Origin of the sequence: Bacteroides sp. OM05-10AA (assembly GCF_003439055.1) — a bacterium.
GTDB lineage: Bacteria > Bacteroidota > Bacteroidia > Bacteroidales > Bacteroidaceae > Bacteroides > Bacteroides intestinigallinarum.
The window spans coordinates 38,289-54,803 of the sequence record NZ_QSUR01000004.1 but is presented as its reverse complement, the minus strand read 5'-3'; the positions used below and the strand labels follow the sequence as shown (position 1 = coordinate 54,803).

The 16,515-nt window shown below is 42.2% G+C and carries 8 protein-coding genes; 6 read left to right on the top strand and 2 right to left on the bottom strand.

Annotated elements, in window-relative coordinates:
* The first annotated feature begins 14 nt into the window (after positions 1–14).
* Positions 15–2,531, top strand: coding sequence for a glycoside hydrolase family 31 protein (locus tag DXB58_RS04300; RefSeq protein WP_122136009.1), 2,517 nt, complete (start codon positions 15–17; stop codon positions 2,529–2,531).
* 159 nt (positions 2,532–2,690) lie between these two features.
* Here the strand turns inward: DXB58_RS04300 and DXB58_RS04295 are convergent, their stop codons facing one another.
* Together DXB58_RS04295 and DXB58_RS04290 are read right to left on the bottom strand one after the other, a co-directional pair.
* Positions 2,691–3,566 (bottom strand): endonuclease/exonuclease/phosphatase family protein, encoded by an 876-nt coding sequence (locus DXB58_RS04295; protein WP_122136008.1) that lies wholly within the window; start codon positions 3,564–3,566, stop codon positions 2,691–2,693.
* Positions 3,567–3,587: 21 nt separating this feature from the next.
* Positions 3,588–7,571: a hybrid sensor histidine kinase/response regulator transcription factor gene (locus DXB58_RS04290; RefSeq protein WP_199487918.1), complete on the bottom strand. Its 3,984-nt coding sequence runs from the start codon at positions 7,569–7,571 to the stop codon at positions 3,588–3,590.
* 155 nt (positions 7,572–7,726) lie between these two features.
* Between DXB58_RS04290 and DXB58_RS04285 the strand changes: the two genes are divergently transcribed.
* The 5 genes from DXB58_RS04285 (at position 7,727) to DXB58_RS04265 (ending at position 16,495) form a co-directional block, all read left to right on the top strand.
* A complete protein-coding gene (locus tag DXB58_RS04285) occupies positions 7,727–8,773 on the top strand; it encodes a glycoside hydrolase family 130 protein (RefSeq protein WP_122136006.1) in 1,047 nt (348 codons plus the stop codon).
* A gap of 17 nt (positions 8,774–8,790) precedes the next feature.
* Positions 8,791–10,038, top strand: a complete 1,248-nt coding sequence (locus DXB58_RS04280) for an MFS transporter (RefSeq protein ID WP_009001254.1) — start codon at positions 8,791–8,793, stop codon at positions 10,036–10,038.
* 165 nt (positions 10,039–10,203) lie between these two features.
* The gene (locus DXB58_RS04275) at positions 10,204–11,364 is read left to right on the top strand and encodes a glycoside hydrolase family 130 protein (RefSeq protein WP_122136005.1); all 1,161 of its coding nucleotides are present in this window, start codon (positions 10,204–10,206) and stop codon (positions 11,362–11,364) included.
* A gap of 8 nt (positions 11,365–11,372) precedes the next feature.
* Positions 11,373–14,540 carry a TonB-dependent receptor gene (locus DXB58_RS04270; protein ID WP_122136004.1) on the top strand — a complete coding sequence of 1,056 codons (3,168 nt, stop codon included), beginning with the start codon at positions 11,373–11,375 and terminating at the stop codon, positions 14,538–14,540.
* 14 nt (positions 14,541–14,554) lie between these two features.
* Entirely contained in the window at positions 14,555–16,495 is a 1,941-nt protein-coding gene (locus DXB58_RS04265) for a RagB/SusD family nutrient uptake outer membrane protein (protein ID WP_122136003.1), read from the top strand.
* Positions 16,496–16,515: the final 20 nt, after the last annotated feature.

Below are 16,515 nucleotides of genomic sequence, written 5' to 3'. Positions count from 1 at the left end.
GCAGAATAACTAAAATGATAGGTATGAAGATTAGATATAGGTTATGGGTGTGGGTATTGTGCCTGATGTTTCCAACATGGGTATGGGCGGAAAATGCGATATATACATGCACTTCTTTTACACAACAAGGGCGTCAGGTGACTTTTCACCTGACGGACAGTGCTGCGTTGCAGTTACAGCTTTGTAGCCCTTCGGTAGTCAAAGTTTGGTTTTCGCCCGATGGACAGCTGCAACGGAAGAATGCCTCTTTTGCAGTGATTAATGAAGAGTTGGAAGATGTAGGGACCGTTCATGTGGACGAACAGGCAGCCTGTTATGAGGTCTTTACTCCGAAATTGCGTATTCGGGTAAATAAATCTCCGTTGAGTCTTCAGATATTTGATAAGTATCAGAAACTCCTGTTTAGTGATTATGCCGACAAGGGGCATGTGAGTGAAGGAACAAAGAAGACGGAATATAAAGTGCTCCGTCGTGACGAGCATTTCTTTGGACTGGGAGAAAAGACAGGAAAGATGGACCGTCGTGGCGAATCTTATAAGATGTGGAATAGTGACAAACCCTGTTACAGTATAGTGGAAGATCCGCTCTACAAGAGTATTCCTTTCTTTATGAGCAGTTATCGGTATGGTATTTTTCTTGATAATACGTACAAAACGGAATTCAAGTTCGGTACGGAAAGTCGCGACTATTACAGCTTTGAAGCTCCGAACGGTGAAATGATCTACTATTTTATTTTCGGCAAAGACTATAAGGAAATTATCGGCCAATACGTCGGACTGACGGGCAAACCTATTATGCCGCCGAAATGGGCGCTGGGTTTTGCTCAATGCCGTGGTCTGCTGACAAGCGAAAAGCTAAGTCGCGAAATAGCCGAGGGTTACCGGAAACGTGGAATCCCTTGTGATATTATCTATCAGGACATCGGCTGGACGGAATACTTGCAGGATTTCGAATGGCGTAAAGGAAACTATGAGAATCCAAAGAAGATGCTTTCGGATTTGAAAGGGATGGGTTTTAAGGTAGTAGTATCTCAAGATCCGGTAATTGCACAAGCCAACAAAAAGCAATGGGAAGAAGCAGATCGTTTGGGTTATTTTGTAAAGGACAGTACGAACGGTAAAAGCTACGATATGCCCTGGCCTTGGGGTGGTAACTGTGGAGTGGTGGATTTTACTTTGCCTGCCGTAGCCGATTGGTGGGGAACCTATCAGCAGAAACCGATTGACGACGGTATCTCCGGCTTCTGGACGGACATGGGCGAACCTGCCTGGAGTAACGAAGAGCAGACGGAACGTCTCGTCATGAAACACTATCTGGGTATGCACGATGAAATCCATAATGTCTATGGATTGACTTGGGATAAAGTGGTGAAAGAACAATTTGAAAAGAGGAATCCGGACCGTCGTGTGTTCCAAATGACCCGTGCTGCTTATGCCGGATTGCAACGCTATACGTTCGGTTGGACAGGTGATAGCGGGAACGGAGATGATGTGTTGCAAGGCTGGGGACAGTTAGCCAATCAGATTCCCGTAATGCTTTCCGCCGGTTTAGGACTGATACCGTTTTCTTCCTGTGACATTACCGGTTACTGTGGAGATATTGAAGATTATCCGGCTATGGCCGAACTCTATACCCGTTGGATACAGTTCGGAGCATTTAATCCTTTGAGTCGTATTCACCACGAGGGAGATAATCCGGTGGAACCGTGGCTTTTCGGTCCCGAAGCAGAAAAGAACGCAAAGGCGGCTATCGAGTTGAAATATCGTTTATTGCCCTATATCTATACTTATGCCCGCGAAGCTTATGATACAGGATTGCCTATCATGCGCCCTCTGTTTCTCGAATACCCAATGGATATGGAAACATTTTCTACGGATGCCCAATTTATGTTCGGCCGTGAATTGCTGGTAGCTCCTGTGGTGAAGAAAGGCGCTCGTACCAAAAATGTCTATCTGCCCGAAGGTACATGGATTGACTATAATAACAAGAAGACGGTTTACACCGGAGAGCAATGGACTACGGTTGACGCTCCCTTGTCCTCCGTTCCTATGTTTGTGAAGCAAGGTTCTATCATTCCCACCATGCCGGTGATGAACTACACCCATGAGAAACCGGTATACCCACTAACTTTTGAAGTTTTCCCTGCACAGGAAGGTGCACAGGCTACCTTTACTCTCTACGAAGATGAAGGAGAAGACTTAGGATATCAGCGCGATGAATTTGTCAAAACGCCGATTGTTTGTAATACTTTGGCAAATGGATATGAATTGACTGTCTCTGTCCGTGAAGGAAAAGGTTACACTGTCCCCGGTCCGAGAAATCTATTATTCCGTATTTATTCTGCGAAAGCTCCGAAAGAGGTAACTGCTAAAGGAAAGAAGATAAAGAAGGTAAAACCGGAACGATTGGAAGAAAATTTAGAGAATGACACGGAATCTATACTATGGAGTTGGGATAAAGAAACTGGTATATGTAGTGTGCGCATGCCTGATAAGGGTATTGATGAACAGATTATGATTATCTCCAAATAGTAGACAGAGACATAAATAGAGGGAAGTACAGCTCTAGTCATGTATTCCCTGTTTATTGGGCATATATACAACAAACTATGAAATACAACCTTAAACTTTAGGGAAGTATCGTGAATGGCGGAGGTGAAAACAATCTCTACCATTCACGATTTTTTCTAATTAGTGTTTTTTCTGAAATTTCAGAACCGCTTTTACCGGGAAATGATCCGAAGGAATATGAGATTCATACTTTCCAGTAGTTTCGTTCTTGGTGCGATAAGTATCTGTTAATACACCGTATTTCTCTACAGTAAAATTGGGGGTTACGAAGATATGGTCAATACGGTTCGGAGTATATGTATTCGGATTCCAGCCTGTACATGTCCCATTAGTCGCATATCTCATTTGAGCTACCTCGTAAGAATCTGATAATATTCCGGATTCATGAAGAACCTGATAACTTTCACTGGTTTGGTCTACATTGAAATCACCTGTCAGTATAACGGGATCTTTGCCGCACATTTCCTTAATTTTGCTAATAACCAGTTTGGCACTTTCTCGGCGGGCTACCACTCCGATATGATCCATGTGCAGATTAAAGAACCAGAATTTGAACTTACCGGTTTTGTCTTTGAATTCTCCCCACGTGCAGATGCGGGTATAAGCAGCATCCCATCCTTTATTGGGCTTTGTAGTGTCTTCCGACAACCAGAAGTTACCGGACTTGAGTAGCTTGAATTTATCTTTCCGATAGAAAATAGGAGCATATTCTCCTTTTGTCTTGCCGTCATCCCGTCCTACACCTATGTAGTTGTACGCAGGCAGAGCGTTGAGCATGTCTTCCAGTTGATTATGTTTCACTTCCTGTGCTCCAAAAATATCGAAGTCATGGAAAGTGATTAACTGGGTAAGTATCGGGCAGCGTTGTTCCCAGCCATTTCCCGCTTTGGCATCGTTGGGATTACTGTTTCGTACGTTGTAGGAGGCTACATTTAGTTGCTGCGCATTCAGTATTGACACACCACAGAGCGCCAATACAATCAAAAGTTTTCTCATTGTCTTTTTATTGTTAAATGGTTATTTAGCATCTTTTTCTTCTGTTTGTTCGCTTCTGTATTCTTTGGGAGATGTATTGTACAATTTCGCAAACTCCCGGTAGAAATAAGACTTGTTCGAGAAGCCTGATTTATACATAATTTCGGTGACGGTGAGCTTAGTTGTTTTTAGCAGGCTAGCGGCATACTCTAAACGAATGGTACGGACAAACTCGCTTGGTGTTTTTTCAGTCAATTCTTTGAGTTTGCGGTACAATCCTGCTTTACTTACTCCTATAAAGTCTGCAAGAGAATCCGGATTCATGGATTCATCGTCGATATTATCTTCAATGAACTTGATAATCTTGTTCAGTAATAATTCATCCTCTTTGTGCATGGTGATCCCATCCCTTACAATAAGAGAGGAACGGCCGGATTTGAAATACTCTTTCATCAGAGAGTATTTATTAATCATATTCTCTACCGCACTCAACACATGTCTTGGATGGAAAGGTTTAGGGATATACAAATCTGTTCCGTGATTATAGGCATTGATCTGGTCTTCAATAGAGTTTTTGGCAGAAATGTGAATAACCGGAATATGCGCTGTCCGTTCATTAGATTTCAATATATCTGTCAGCGTAATGCCATCTAGTTTGGGCATTAACACATCACTGATAATGATATCCGGTTGCTTTTGTTCTACTTCTTTCAGCGCCTCTTCTCCATCGGCAGCTTCGCGAACCTGATAGTAGGGAAGCAGAATATCTTTCAACAGTTCCCGGATATTCTTTTCGTCTTCTACAATCAGTATGGTAATTTCTTTCTGCTTAGGAATGAAAAGCATTTCACTGACCTCTGCTGCTTCTTCTGTAGGCTGACTTTCTTTTTCGGAATTCACGTGCATAGGAGGCAGAGATACGTTGAATTCTACATATTCTCCCAAAGTACTTTCTATAGTGATTTCTCCACCTAATAATTCAGTCAGGCTTTTGGTTAGGTTCAGACCCACTCCGGTACTCCCGGCATGCTTCAGGTTACTGCTCTCGAAAATCTTAAAGCGACTGAATATTTCGCTCGTTTGTTTTTCAGTCAATCCCTTACCAGAGTTGCGTATACGAAAATGTAATGTTCCGGTAGTGGTATTCTGTCGTATTTCAGCCCGGATATATCCTCCGGACGGTGTATACTTGAATGCGTTAGATAATAAGTTGAATATAATTTTCTCCAGCGCATTCCGGTCTGTAGTAAAAGACGACACTTCTTTACTTTTGAAACTAAAGTCTATTTTATTCTCTTCAGCAATTTCGGTATAGTTGTCTGACACATAATCAACGAGTAGCTGGATATCTACTTTCTCTGCATAGATAGCCGTATGTCCCGATTCTGCTTTCCGAAACTCCATTAGTTCGTTGATGAGTTTCTGCATCCGGTCGGCATTGTTCTTGATGATGTAGATATACCTTTTCGTATAACTGTCAAGGTCTGCTTTTTCCAGCAGATGCTGTGCCGGACCATATATCAGTGTTAGCGGAGTGAAGAACTCATGTGCCACGTTCGTAAAGAAGTTCAACTTCGATTCATGAATACGTTGTTGATTTTGCTTTTCAATATGTTCTAGTAAAATCTGGCGATTCAGTCGGATACGATTCTTGATGACAGACTGTGTTATATAAATAGCAATAGCAATTAAAATAAAATAGATAATAAAGGCAGTAGTACTTAGCCACCAAGGATAGGCGACATCCAGATGAAGAGAGTAGATCTGATTGCTCCATACACGGTCACCATTGGTACATTTTACTTCCAGTTTATATTTCCCCGGAGGAAGTTTGGTGATGACGATATTGGGGTTGTTTTCGTTGTAAATCCATTCATCGGCGAAGTCAATAATCCGATAACTAAATTCGCAGTTCTCGTTGTTGATAAAGTCGTGTGCTGTGAACCCTAATGTAATGTAAGGTTCGTCATAGTCGAGCCGGAGCGTATGATTAAAAATACGCTCGTAAATGTTTTGGCTGGTATTATTAATTTTTAGACTATTCAAACTTAGAGTAGCAATATGGTCCCGTAAACGTATTTTGTTCTCATCGAAATAATTCAGCCCACTGACTCCTCCGAAATACAACCATCCTGCTTTATCCTTAAAAATCGCTCCATCGGAAAATTCATCATTTTGTAATCCGTTTCTGGAAGAATAGTTAGTAATCTTTCCCGAAGATAGATTAATAAAAGAGATACCTTGATTGGTACTTGCCCAGATATTACCGTTTTCATCTTTCAGAATACCGTGAATCGTATTGTTGGGTAGTCCGTTGTGATCCGTATATTCCATAATAGATGGCGGAATGTCTGCCGGAAATAATCGATTGAGGCCGTAACTGGTGCCTATCCAAATGCTGGCAGAATCTCCTTTGGTCAGATAGAGTATATCATTGTTGGTTAGGGATAAAGTAGAGTCTATCTCATGAATTTGTTGGAAGCATTCGGATGCGATATCGAACTTATTGATTCCGCCGCCTCGTGTGCCTAGCCAAAGTTCATTTTCATTATACCCGGCAATGACCGAATAAATGATGTTATTACTTGGTGAGGAAGGTCCGGGAGATTTATATTGTTTCATTTCTGTCACTTTATAACTTTTTCCTTCCCTTTGCAAGGTTAGTTTGATAAGTCCATAGCCGGAAGTGCCCAACCATAATAGTGAGTCGTTATGAGTGAACAGAATGCTGTATACAGCTTTGAAAGTCGGATATTCAGCAGGAATGCTTAACTTCTTTACCTGACTGCTATTAAGTGGAATATAATTGATGCCCGTTCCCTCGGTTCCGATAAATATGTCTCCGGACATATTTTTTCGGATAGTATAGACAGAATTGGAAATCAATCCGTTGCCGGTTGACAGATAAGGTTCGACCTGCCGTTCCTGTTTGTCAAGCAGCAGAATTCCTTCTCCTTTGGTTCCCACGAGTATATTACCATTATCTTCTTCGCAAAAACAACGTACGGGATAATCAGTTTTTACGGTGTGGAATGGAGAACTGTGTTCATAGACTTCCAATACTCCTTGCCCGTCGGTGCCTACCCAGAGTATATTCTGCGAACCGATGTAGATGGTGAAAATGGATGCTTTCGCTGGTAATTGAGGTAATTCCATTGAAGCATTATCTTCCGGATTATACCTGATACATCCCCCTTCGATAAAGCTGATGAGAAGATACTCTTTGTGGCAGATAACTTGCGAAACCGTTTTATTTTCTGGAATATCTATGCTATTCAGTATGCGGTTGTCCAAAGAAACAGTTAATGCCCGGTCATCGTTAATGATAAGATAATCTTGAGAAAGATAAATGCCGGAAATGGAAGCAGGTTGTTTGATTTCTTTTTTGAACGAGAGTTCGGGATTAGAGCTATGGACAGATAGTTGATAATGTAATAATTGTCCATGTCCTGTGAGGAAGAATACTTGGTCTTTGGAATCAATAACGAAATTTTTGATGTCATCAGGAAGATTATTCTTCAATGGAACAAAGTCCTGTTTCCGGTCGTCAAAATAGAATAAACCTTGTTCCTTCACATAGCAGATAATGTATTTGCCGGAAGTGATACCCAGCAGGAATGATTTCTCTTGTTTGGGCGGATTGTTCTGCGTACCTAAATAATAAGGAGTAAATTGCTGTGTGGAACGTTTCCACCGGTTGACACCATAGTCGGTAGATACCCACAAGACAGAGTCATTTTGCTCGATAATTTGCCAGATTACATTATTACTGATAGATCCTGCATTTTTTTTATTATAAGAATAGGTTTTAAAGCTACGTCCGTTGTAGGCATTCAGCCCGTCCCATGTTCCTACCCAGAGAGTATGTTCCGAATCTTCCAGAAAACAATTCACTGAATTATTGGATAACCCGTCTGCATTCGAAATCTGTTTCACTACATTCTGGGAATGTAATAAAACAGGCATCAGGCATGAATAAATAAGGATGCAGATGTAGCGGAAATATGAGTGTTTTCGTAGAATCATGTCGCAAAGATAGAGAGGAAAAATAAGAAAACAAAGATAAAAATATGCTGTACAACACCTGTATACCCTTTTGAGAATATAGTACACCTTTTACGTTGTTGTGCAGGGTAGCTTTGTCACCAGAAATAAAAAAACACATATTTAATAATCTGAAAATGGATATTGCAAAACGATTTCATCAAAACCCATTGTTGAAACCCTCCGACTTACAACCGGGAATAGAAGGTATGGAAATTACCTGTTTCCTGAATCCCGGCGTGTTCCGTTTCGACGGAAAAATCTGGTTATTACTGCGAGTGGCCGAACGGCCTGTGCAGAAACAGGGAGTTATTAGTTTTCCCGTATATAATAAAGATGGAAAAATAGAAGTGCTCTCTTTCGATGAGAATGACCCGAAACTGGATGCTTCCGATCCTCGTGTGATAGGATATGCAGGGCAGAATTATCTGACTACCATGTCTTATCTCCGACTGGTATCGAGTGAAGACGGAATTCACTTCAAGGAAGAGCCGGATTATCCTCCTATTTTTGGTAAAGGAGCATTAGAGGCTTTTGGCATTGAAGATTGCCGGGTGGCCACTACTGCCGATGGTTATTATCTTACGTTTACGGAAGTCTCTTCTGTAGCTGTTGGTGTAGGGCTGATTCATACTTATGACTGGAAAAACTATACTCGTTATGGCATGATTTTCCCTCCTCATAATAAAGATTGCGCGCTGTTTGAAGAGAAAGTGAACGGAAAATATCTTGCACTGCATCGTCCGAGTAGCCCAGAGTTGGGTGGCAACTATATTTGGCTTGCCGAATCACCCGACCGACTGCATTGGGGCAACCACTGTTGCATTGCAACTACCCGTCCTGATAGTTGGGACTGTGCCCGCGTGGGTGCAGGAGCGGCACCTATTCGTACAGAGGAAGGGTGGTTGGAAATTTATCATGGTGCGGACTATCAAAACCGTTATTGTCTGGGAGCTCTTCTACTTGATTTAAATGATCCTTCAAAGGTAATTGCCCGAAGTAAAGAACCTATCATGGAGCCTGTTGCTCCTTACGAACAAACCGGATTTTTCGGGAATGTAGTTTTCACCAACGGACATTTGGTAGAGGGAGATAAGATAAGGCTTTATTATGGTGCCAGTGATGAAGTAATCTGTGGGGCGGAGTTGTCTATTGCAGAGATTCTCCGTTCATTAAAGTCGTAATATAAATAAGATAGATAATGAATAAACTAAAAAGAGAGTATCAGTTCTTCAAACAGCAAACTTCTAATGTACGGGTCTTGCTGATGACTAATCTTCTTTATGCGCTGGTGCTTCCTGTAGTTGAGATTTTCGTGGGCGCTTATGTGATGCGCCATACCAGTGAACCGGTTTCGGTGGCTTTTTATCAGCTTTTCATGTACATTGGCATCATCACTACCTCATTTGTGAATGGTTTCTTGTTGCGACATGTGAGTGTGAAGATGCTGTATGCAGGAGGGATATTAGTTAGTGGATTGTCGATGTTTGCCATGATGCTGGTAAAGTCATTAGGCTTTGTGGAATTGGGTATAGCTGGATTTGTACTTGGAGCTGCATCGGGCTTCTTCTGGACCAATCGCTATCTGCTGACTCTGAATAACACGACAGATGATAGTCGCAACTACTTCTTCGGGCTGGAGTCTTTTTTCTTTTCCATTACTTCGATTACTGTACCTTTATTGATTGGAGCATTTATCAGTCAGATAGATGGCAGGGAAATAATGGGATGCCTGATTGATATTAATGGAGCCTATCGGTTGGTGACGGTTGGAGTAATCATAGTGACTTTGTTTGCTGTAGCCGTTTTATGGCGTGGTAAGTTTGCCAATCCGGTGCAGAAGAATTTTCTGTATTTCCGGTTTTGCACACTTTGGAAAAAAATGTTGTTGCTGGCTTCCCTGAAAGGAATGGTACAGGGATTTTTGGTGACCGCTCCTGCTATTCTGGTTCTGAAGTTAGTAGGTGATGAAGGCGTACTGGGTTTAATACAGGGAATCAGTGGTACACTGACAGCTGTTTTGGTTTATGTATTGGGACGAATAACCAAACCTGAAGACCGGTCGAAGGTATTTATAGCCGGGCTACTTGTCTTTTTTATCGGTACTCTGTTCAACGGAATCTTGTTTTCAGCCACCGGAGTGATTATCTTTGTCCTCTGTAAGGTGATCTTTCAGCCATTGTTTGACTTGCCTTATTACCCTATTATGATGCAAACCATCGATGCAGTAGTAAAAATCGAAAAAAGAAATGAATATACCTATATTTTAAGCCATGAGTTCGGACTATTTCTGGGACGTGCTTTCGGACTAATACTTTTTATGGTACTCGCATTTGTCATATCACAGGATTTTGCATTGAAGTACGCATTGATCCTAGTGGGAGCTTTGCAGTTGATTGCCTATCCATTAGCCCGGAACATCATCAGACAGAATCAAGCTATTCGCTAATATTTCAAAATCGTTAAATCGTCGTTGCAAACGAACGAATTATTATGTTGTACAGCACCTATATACCCTTTTGAGAATATAGTACACTCAATTTTTGTGGAGTGAGGGTAGTTTTGCTGACAGAAAACAAGGAACGACTGATTCGGAAAAACTAAAAAATGACGTATGATAAAACTAAAATCTGTAATCTATTTAATTAGTATGATGACACTTGCCGGATGCTTGGGTCAGAAGCAAACATCTGCTGTTGTTGAAGAGCAGAACGAACATTGGATAATAGGTCCTTTCGTTCGTCCGGAAGGAGTGAATCCGGTGATTTCTCCACAACCGACTACTTTTCAATGCCCGATGCGCAAGCAGTTGGTAAAATGGGAGGAGAGTGATACTTTCAATCCGGCAGCCACCGTTAAAGATGGAAAGATTGTAGTACTCTATCGGGCAGAAGATAATTCAGCGCAAGGTATAGGAAAGAGAACATCCCGCATTGGCTATGCAGAAAGTACGGATGGAGTGACGATGAAACAATCGGATGCCCCTGTATTATTCCCTTCCGAAGACGATTATAAAGAAATAGAATGGGAAGGAGGTTGCGAAGACCCGCGTGTGGCAATGACGGAGGATGGATTATATGTAATGCTCTATACAGCTTGGAATCGTCATCTCCCCCGTCTGGCAGTTGCTACTTCCACCGACCTGAAGAACTGGACAAAGCATGGACTTGCTTTTGCAAAAGCGTATAACGGACGTTTTGCCAATATAGCGAGCAAATCTGCTTCTATTGTTACCGGGGTGAAGGATGGAAAACTTGTCATTGAGAAAGTGAATGGCAAATATTTTATGTATTGGGGGGAAAATGCCGTATGTGCAGCAACTTCCGACAACCTGACAGATTGGACACCGGTATTGAACGAGAATAATGAATTGAGAGAAATTGCCAAACCCCGCAGCGGCTATTTTGATAGTCGTTTGACAGAGTGTGGTCCTCCTGCCATAAAAACAACAGATGGTATTGTCCTACTGTATAATGGTAAGAACGGATATAAAGAAGAAAGAGATTCGGAATATCCAGCTGGAGCTTATTGTGCAGGGCAGTTTTTGTTCGATGCCGATGATCCTTATCAAGTACTGGGTCGTTTGGATAAACCATTCTTTGTGCCTGAGGCTGCTTTTGAGAAGAGTGGTCAATATAAAGACGGAACAGTATTTATAGAAGGATTGGCTTACTTCAAAAATAAACTATATCTCTATTATGGCTGCGCTGATTCGCAGGTTGCAGTAGCGATATGTGATAATAATATGGATTTAAAACTCAAAACACATAACTAATTTAATCTATGAAACATGGTTGTAAAATGAACACGGTTGTCTCAAAGTCGTTCAATGACCGGCTGAAGATAGCTACTGTTTCAGCTTTAATGGCAGGGACGTTCTTGTGTCTACCTTTCACGGTATATGCAGAAAATCCTTTGATATCAGATGTTGAACAGACGGTACGGAATATCTCGATAAAGGGTGTGGTGGTTGATGCCAATGGAGAACCTGTTATCGGAGCTTCGGTACAGTTGAAAGGGAGTGCCGGTATAGGAACGATTACTGATTTGGATGGTAAGTTCACTTTGTCAGTTCCGGCTAACGGAGTGTTGCAAATATCCTATATCGGATATAAAACGGCTGAAGTGAAAGTAAACGGACAAGCCGGATTGAAAGTAACTTTGCAGGAAGATACGGAAACGTTGGATGAAGTGGTAGTAGTAGGTTATGGTATTCAGAAGAAAGCTTCTGTGACTGGATCGGTAGCTGCCATCTCTTCGGATAAGTTGATGGAGGTAAAAGCTCCTAGTGTGACAAATATGCTTGCCGGACGTTTGCCGGGGCTGCGTGCCGTGCAACGTAGTGGTAGTCCTGGCGATGACGGAGCTTCTGTTGATATTCGCGGATATGGAAGTATGTTGGTGATTGTGGATGGTATCGAGCGTGATTATGCCCAACTAGACCCGAATGACATCGAATCAATTTCCATACTGAAGGATGCTGCCGCAGCTGTTTACGGTTTTAAAGGTTCTAATGGAGTTTTATTGGTGACTACTAAAAAAGGAACGGAGCAAAAGGCAAAGATAGAATATAATGGTTACGTAGGTTTTCAGAAAGTGACCCGCTATCCGGAAATGATGAATGCCTATGAGTATGCTTCACTTTACAATGAAGCGATTCATAATGCGAATCCGTGGCGCGGAGCTTCTGCTTACTCGCAGGAGCAGCTGGAAGCTTACCGGAACGGTACGGCAGGTACGGATTGGTGGAATGAAACCATGCGTAGCTCAGCTCCTCAAACTTCACACAACTTGAGCATGACGGGAGGTACGGAGAAGGTGAAATATTATATGTCTATCGGATATATGGATCAGGGCGGCATCATCCGTTCGGGCGACTGGAACTACCAACGTTACAATGTCCGTTCAAACCTAAGTGTAGAAGTTGCTAAAGGGGTGAACGTAGAGTTGCGTTTGAGCGGACGGTTTGATAACCGCAAGAAGCCTTATAACGGCGATAATCTGTTCCGTTCGGCACAAATGGCAATCCCGACTTATTCCATGTATGCCAATGATAATCCGGATTATTGGGGAGCGGTAGGTGATATGGCTAATCCTGTACATGTATCCAGTTCGGATGACAGCGGATATGAAGATCGTCTGCGTCGTGAATTTAACAGCTCATTGGCTATTACCTGGAAACTTCCCTGGGTGAAAGGACTGATGGCAAAAGCATTGGTTGCTTATGATTATACAAATAAGGAATGGAAAACATGGAGGAAAGATTTGTCGGAATATACTTATGATTATGCCAATGAAGAGTATATAGAGAAGGTGATTAATACCGCACATCTGGAATCGAAACTGGAAAATTATGATAAACCGACTTATCAGTTCTCAATGAACTATAATAATACGTTTGCCAAGAAGCACAATATTGGTGCTATGCTGGTATGGGAAATGTATAATGACAAAAGAAGTTGGGTGACCGGAACACGTGATTTTGCTATCGGACTCATTCCTGACTTGGATTATGGAGATAAAACCAATCAGGAAGCCTCCGGTAAAACACAGGAAACGGCACATGCCGGTCTGGTGGGGCGTTTGAATTATGATTTTTCCAATCGCTATCTTGTTGAGTTCAATTTCCGCTACGATGGAACCTATAAATTCCGTGAAGGTAGCCGTTGGGGATTTTTTCCAGGTGTGTCTTTAGGGTGGCGTGTTTCCGAAGAGGCCTTTTTCAAGAAACTGTTGCCTGATATGGACAACCTGAAAATCCGTGCTTCGTATGCCAAAGTGGGAGATGAAGGAGACTTCGACGCTTTTCAATATCTGGATGGATATACATCTCATGGGAGCTATATTATGGGCAGCAACGGAGTGACTTCCGGTATGACTACGGTAGGTATGGCCAATCCGTGGCTGACCTGGTATGAATCAAAGATTATGAATATTGGCTTTGAAGCCTCTTATCATAGAGGATTGATTTCCGTAGAATTCGATTGGTTCCGTAGAAACCGTTCGGGACTTCCTGCTACTCGTGTAGGATCATTACCTACTATTTTCGGAGAATCAATGCCGCAGGAGAATCTGAATTCTGATATTAATACGGGATTTGAGATCGTAGTTGGACATAAGAACCGGATTGGTAACTTCAATTATAATGTGTCGGCTAATTTCTCTACTACCCGGATTAAGTATGATTATGTAGAGAGAGCTGCTTCTACCAATATGTATGATGATTGGCGTAATAACACGAACGGTCGTTATAAAGATATTCGTTGGGGAAAGAAAGTTATCGGACAGTTCTCCAGTTTCGAGGAAATCTTGAATTCACCGGTTCAGGATAAAGACGGTAACCGTTCATTAATGCCAGGTGATCTGAAATTTGAAGACTATAATGGGGATGGCATTATTGATGATAACGATACGCAGCCACTCGGACATGGTGCTACTCCACGTATGTATTATGGATTGAATATGTCCGGAGAATATAAAGGATTCGACCTGACGGTATTCTTTCAGGGGGCGGCAGGTCATGATATTTATGTCAGTGGGGATATTCTGGACCCATTTATCCAGCAGGGTTTGGGTAATGGACTGGCCATCATGACCGACCGTTGGCATCGGGAAGACCCGACCGATCCTTATAGTAAGTGGATTTCCGGGTATATGCCTGCCGCTCGTGTAGCGGGTGTTGCGGATAATCGTTCCGGTAATTCATGGTCACTGCACAATGCAAGTTATCTGCGTCTGAAAACATTGGAGCTAGGGTACACACTACCTAAAGCATTGACGAAGAAAGCAGCTATCGACCGTGTGCGTTTTTACATCAACTGCAACAATCTGCTGACTTTCACTAATCGTGATGGATTGATGAAGAATGTTGACCCGGAAAGCAACTCTAGCGGAGTGCGCTATTACCCGCAAATGAAGACATATAACTTTGGTGTGAATGTAACCTTCTAAAATCTATAAAGACAATGAATAGAAATTATTTGAAATATATATGGATAGCCGGAGTATCTATCCTCGGATTGACGGGATGTGATGATTACCTGAATCGTGAAAGTACCAGTGGGGTTAACACTCCGGATCTAATTTGGCAGAATCCGAAAGCAATTACAGCCGTTTTGGCGGATATGTATGATTCCGGATTAAAGCTGGATGAGTTTGATGATTGGTATGGAAGCAAGAAAGCGAATTTGGCGAATCAGACCAGTCTTTCGGATGAGGCTACGGCCAGTTATCAGAAAGAGAGTGCATTTGATAAATCAAATTCTACTTATTCTTATGGCGATTATGTATTTAATGACGATATGGTGACTCGTTACAAACAGATCCGTATCGTAAATAACTTCCTGCTGAATATCGAAAAGACTTCAGTGCTGAGTGAGGATGAAAAAGAAGAGATTGGAGCAGAAGCCCGTTTTATCCGTGCAATGCAGTATTTTGGGTTGGTGAAACGTTACGGAGGTGTGCCTTTGCAAACTATTCCTCAAGAATACACCACCGGAAATACGCAAGCGCTGTATCAGGCTCGTGATACGGAAGCAGCTACGTATGATTTTATAATCAATGAGTGTAAAGCCATCTATGGATCATTGCCGGAAGTGCGCAACAGCGATGCCAAGTATCGGGCCAATCGTGGGGCGGTATTGGCTTTGTGGTCTCGTGCTGCATTGTATGCCGGCACTATTGCCAAATACTCTAAAACACTTACCTTGACCGGGGAAGCCGTTTCCAAAGGCTATGTTTATATTCCAGAGACAGAAGCGGAGCGTTACTTTGACGAATGTTATACAGCTTCATCAAAGATTTTGGATGAGATGGTTCCTCGTGTATATAGCTTGTACAAGTCGACAAGTACGGATCCGGAAGAGCTGGCACAGAACTTTTATAATCTTTTTTCTAAGACAGTGAACGGGGATAATGGAGAGTATATTTTTCAGAAACAGTATAATGTAGCTGCCGGAAAAGGGCATATGTGGGATAAACTGAACGTTCCTTTCTCATATCGTGGTGATGGTTGGGGATGTGGTATGTCTCCGGTTCTGGAAATGGTTGAGGAATTTGAATATATCGACGGCACAGAAGGTAAACTAAAAATGAAGGATAGCGGTGGAAAGGCGATTAGCTACGACAGTCCGTATGACATCTTTAAAAATAAAGATCCTCGTTTATTAGGTTCCGTTTACTTGCCTGGCGCTGATTATAAAGGATATGGCGGTGGTAAAATAGAGTGGATGCGTGGAGTAATCAACGGACAGGATGGAATAGGAACCAAATATGAAGCTTCCGCTCAACCGGATAAGGAAAATAAGGTAGTTATCGACGGACAGACTTACAATACTTCCGGGAAAGACGGTGGTTCATTAAGTGTAGGTGACGCCAGCAAAACAGGTTTCTATCAGCGAAAGTTTTTGGACGAAAGTCTGACGGATTATACGGATATTGATGCAAAACGTTCTTCTACCCCTTGGGTTGTGTTCCGTCTGGCAGAAATCTACCTGAATCGTGCAGAGGCTTGTATGGAGTTGAATCAACATTTGGATGTGGCTTTGAAAGATATCAATGAGATCCGTGGCAGGGCAGGTATCAAGCTGTTGACTGCCGGTGATCTGACTCTTGACAAGGTTCGCCATGAACGAAAAGTGGAACTTGCTTTTGAAAAGCATCGTTACTGGGATTTGAAACGTTGGCGTCTGGCCCATTTGGATGTCAGCAAAGGTGGCTTGACTAATTTCCGTGGTACAGCTCTTTGTCCATATTACAATGTCAAGAGTGGAAAATACACATTTGAAACTGGGGTACCTGAAAAGAGAAAACGTCTTTTCCTCGAAAAGAACTATTATACGGTTTTCCGTGCGGAAGATTTGAGTACAAATCCGTTGATGACGCAGAATCCGGGTTACGGCAACTGATATGTTCAATTATAAGTTAA

Excerpts from the sequence above, each read along its gene's own strand:
- DXB58_RS04290 (WP_199487918.1), bottom strand. The coding sequence starts at position 7,571 with ATGATTCTACGAAAACACTCATATTTCCGCTACATCTGCATCCTTATT.
- DXB58_RS04265 (WP_122136003.1), top strand. The coding sequence starts at position 14,555 with ATGAATAGAAATTATTTGAAATATATATGGATAGCCGGAGTATCTATC.
- DXB58_RS04280 (WP_009001254.1), top strand. The coding sequence starts at position 8,791 with ATGAATAAACTAAAAAGAGAGTATCAGTTCTTCAAACAGCAAACTTCT.
- DXB58_RS04300 (WP_122136009.1), top strand. The coding sequence starts at position 15 with ATGATAGGTATGAAGATTAGATATAGGTTATGGGTGTGGGTATTGTGC.
- DXB58_RS04295 (WP_122136008.1), bottom strand. The coding sequence starts at position 3,566 with ATGAGAAAACTTTTGATTGTATTGGCGCTCTGTGGTGTGTCAATACTG.
- DXB58_RS04270 (WP_122136004.1), top strand. The coding sequence starts at position 11,373 with ATGAAACATGGTTGTAAAATGAACACGGTTGTCTCAAAGTCGTTCAAT.
- DXB58_RS04285 (WP_122136006.1), top strand. The coding sequence starts at position 7,727 with ATGGATATTGCAAAACGATTTCATCAAAACCCATTGTTGAAACCCTCC.
- DXB58_RS04275 (WP_122136005.1), top strand. The coding sequence starts at position 10,204 with ATGATAAAACTAAAATCTGTAATCTATTTAATTAGTATGATGACACTT.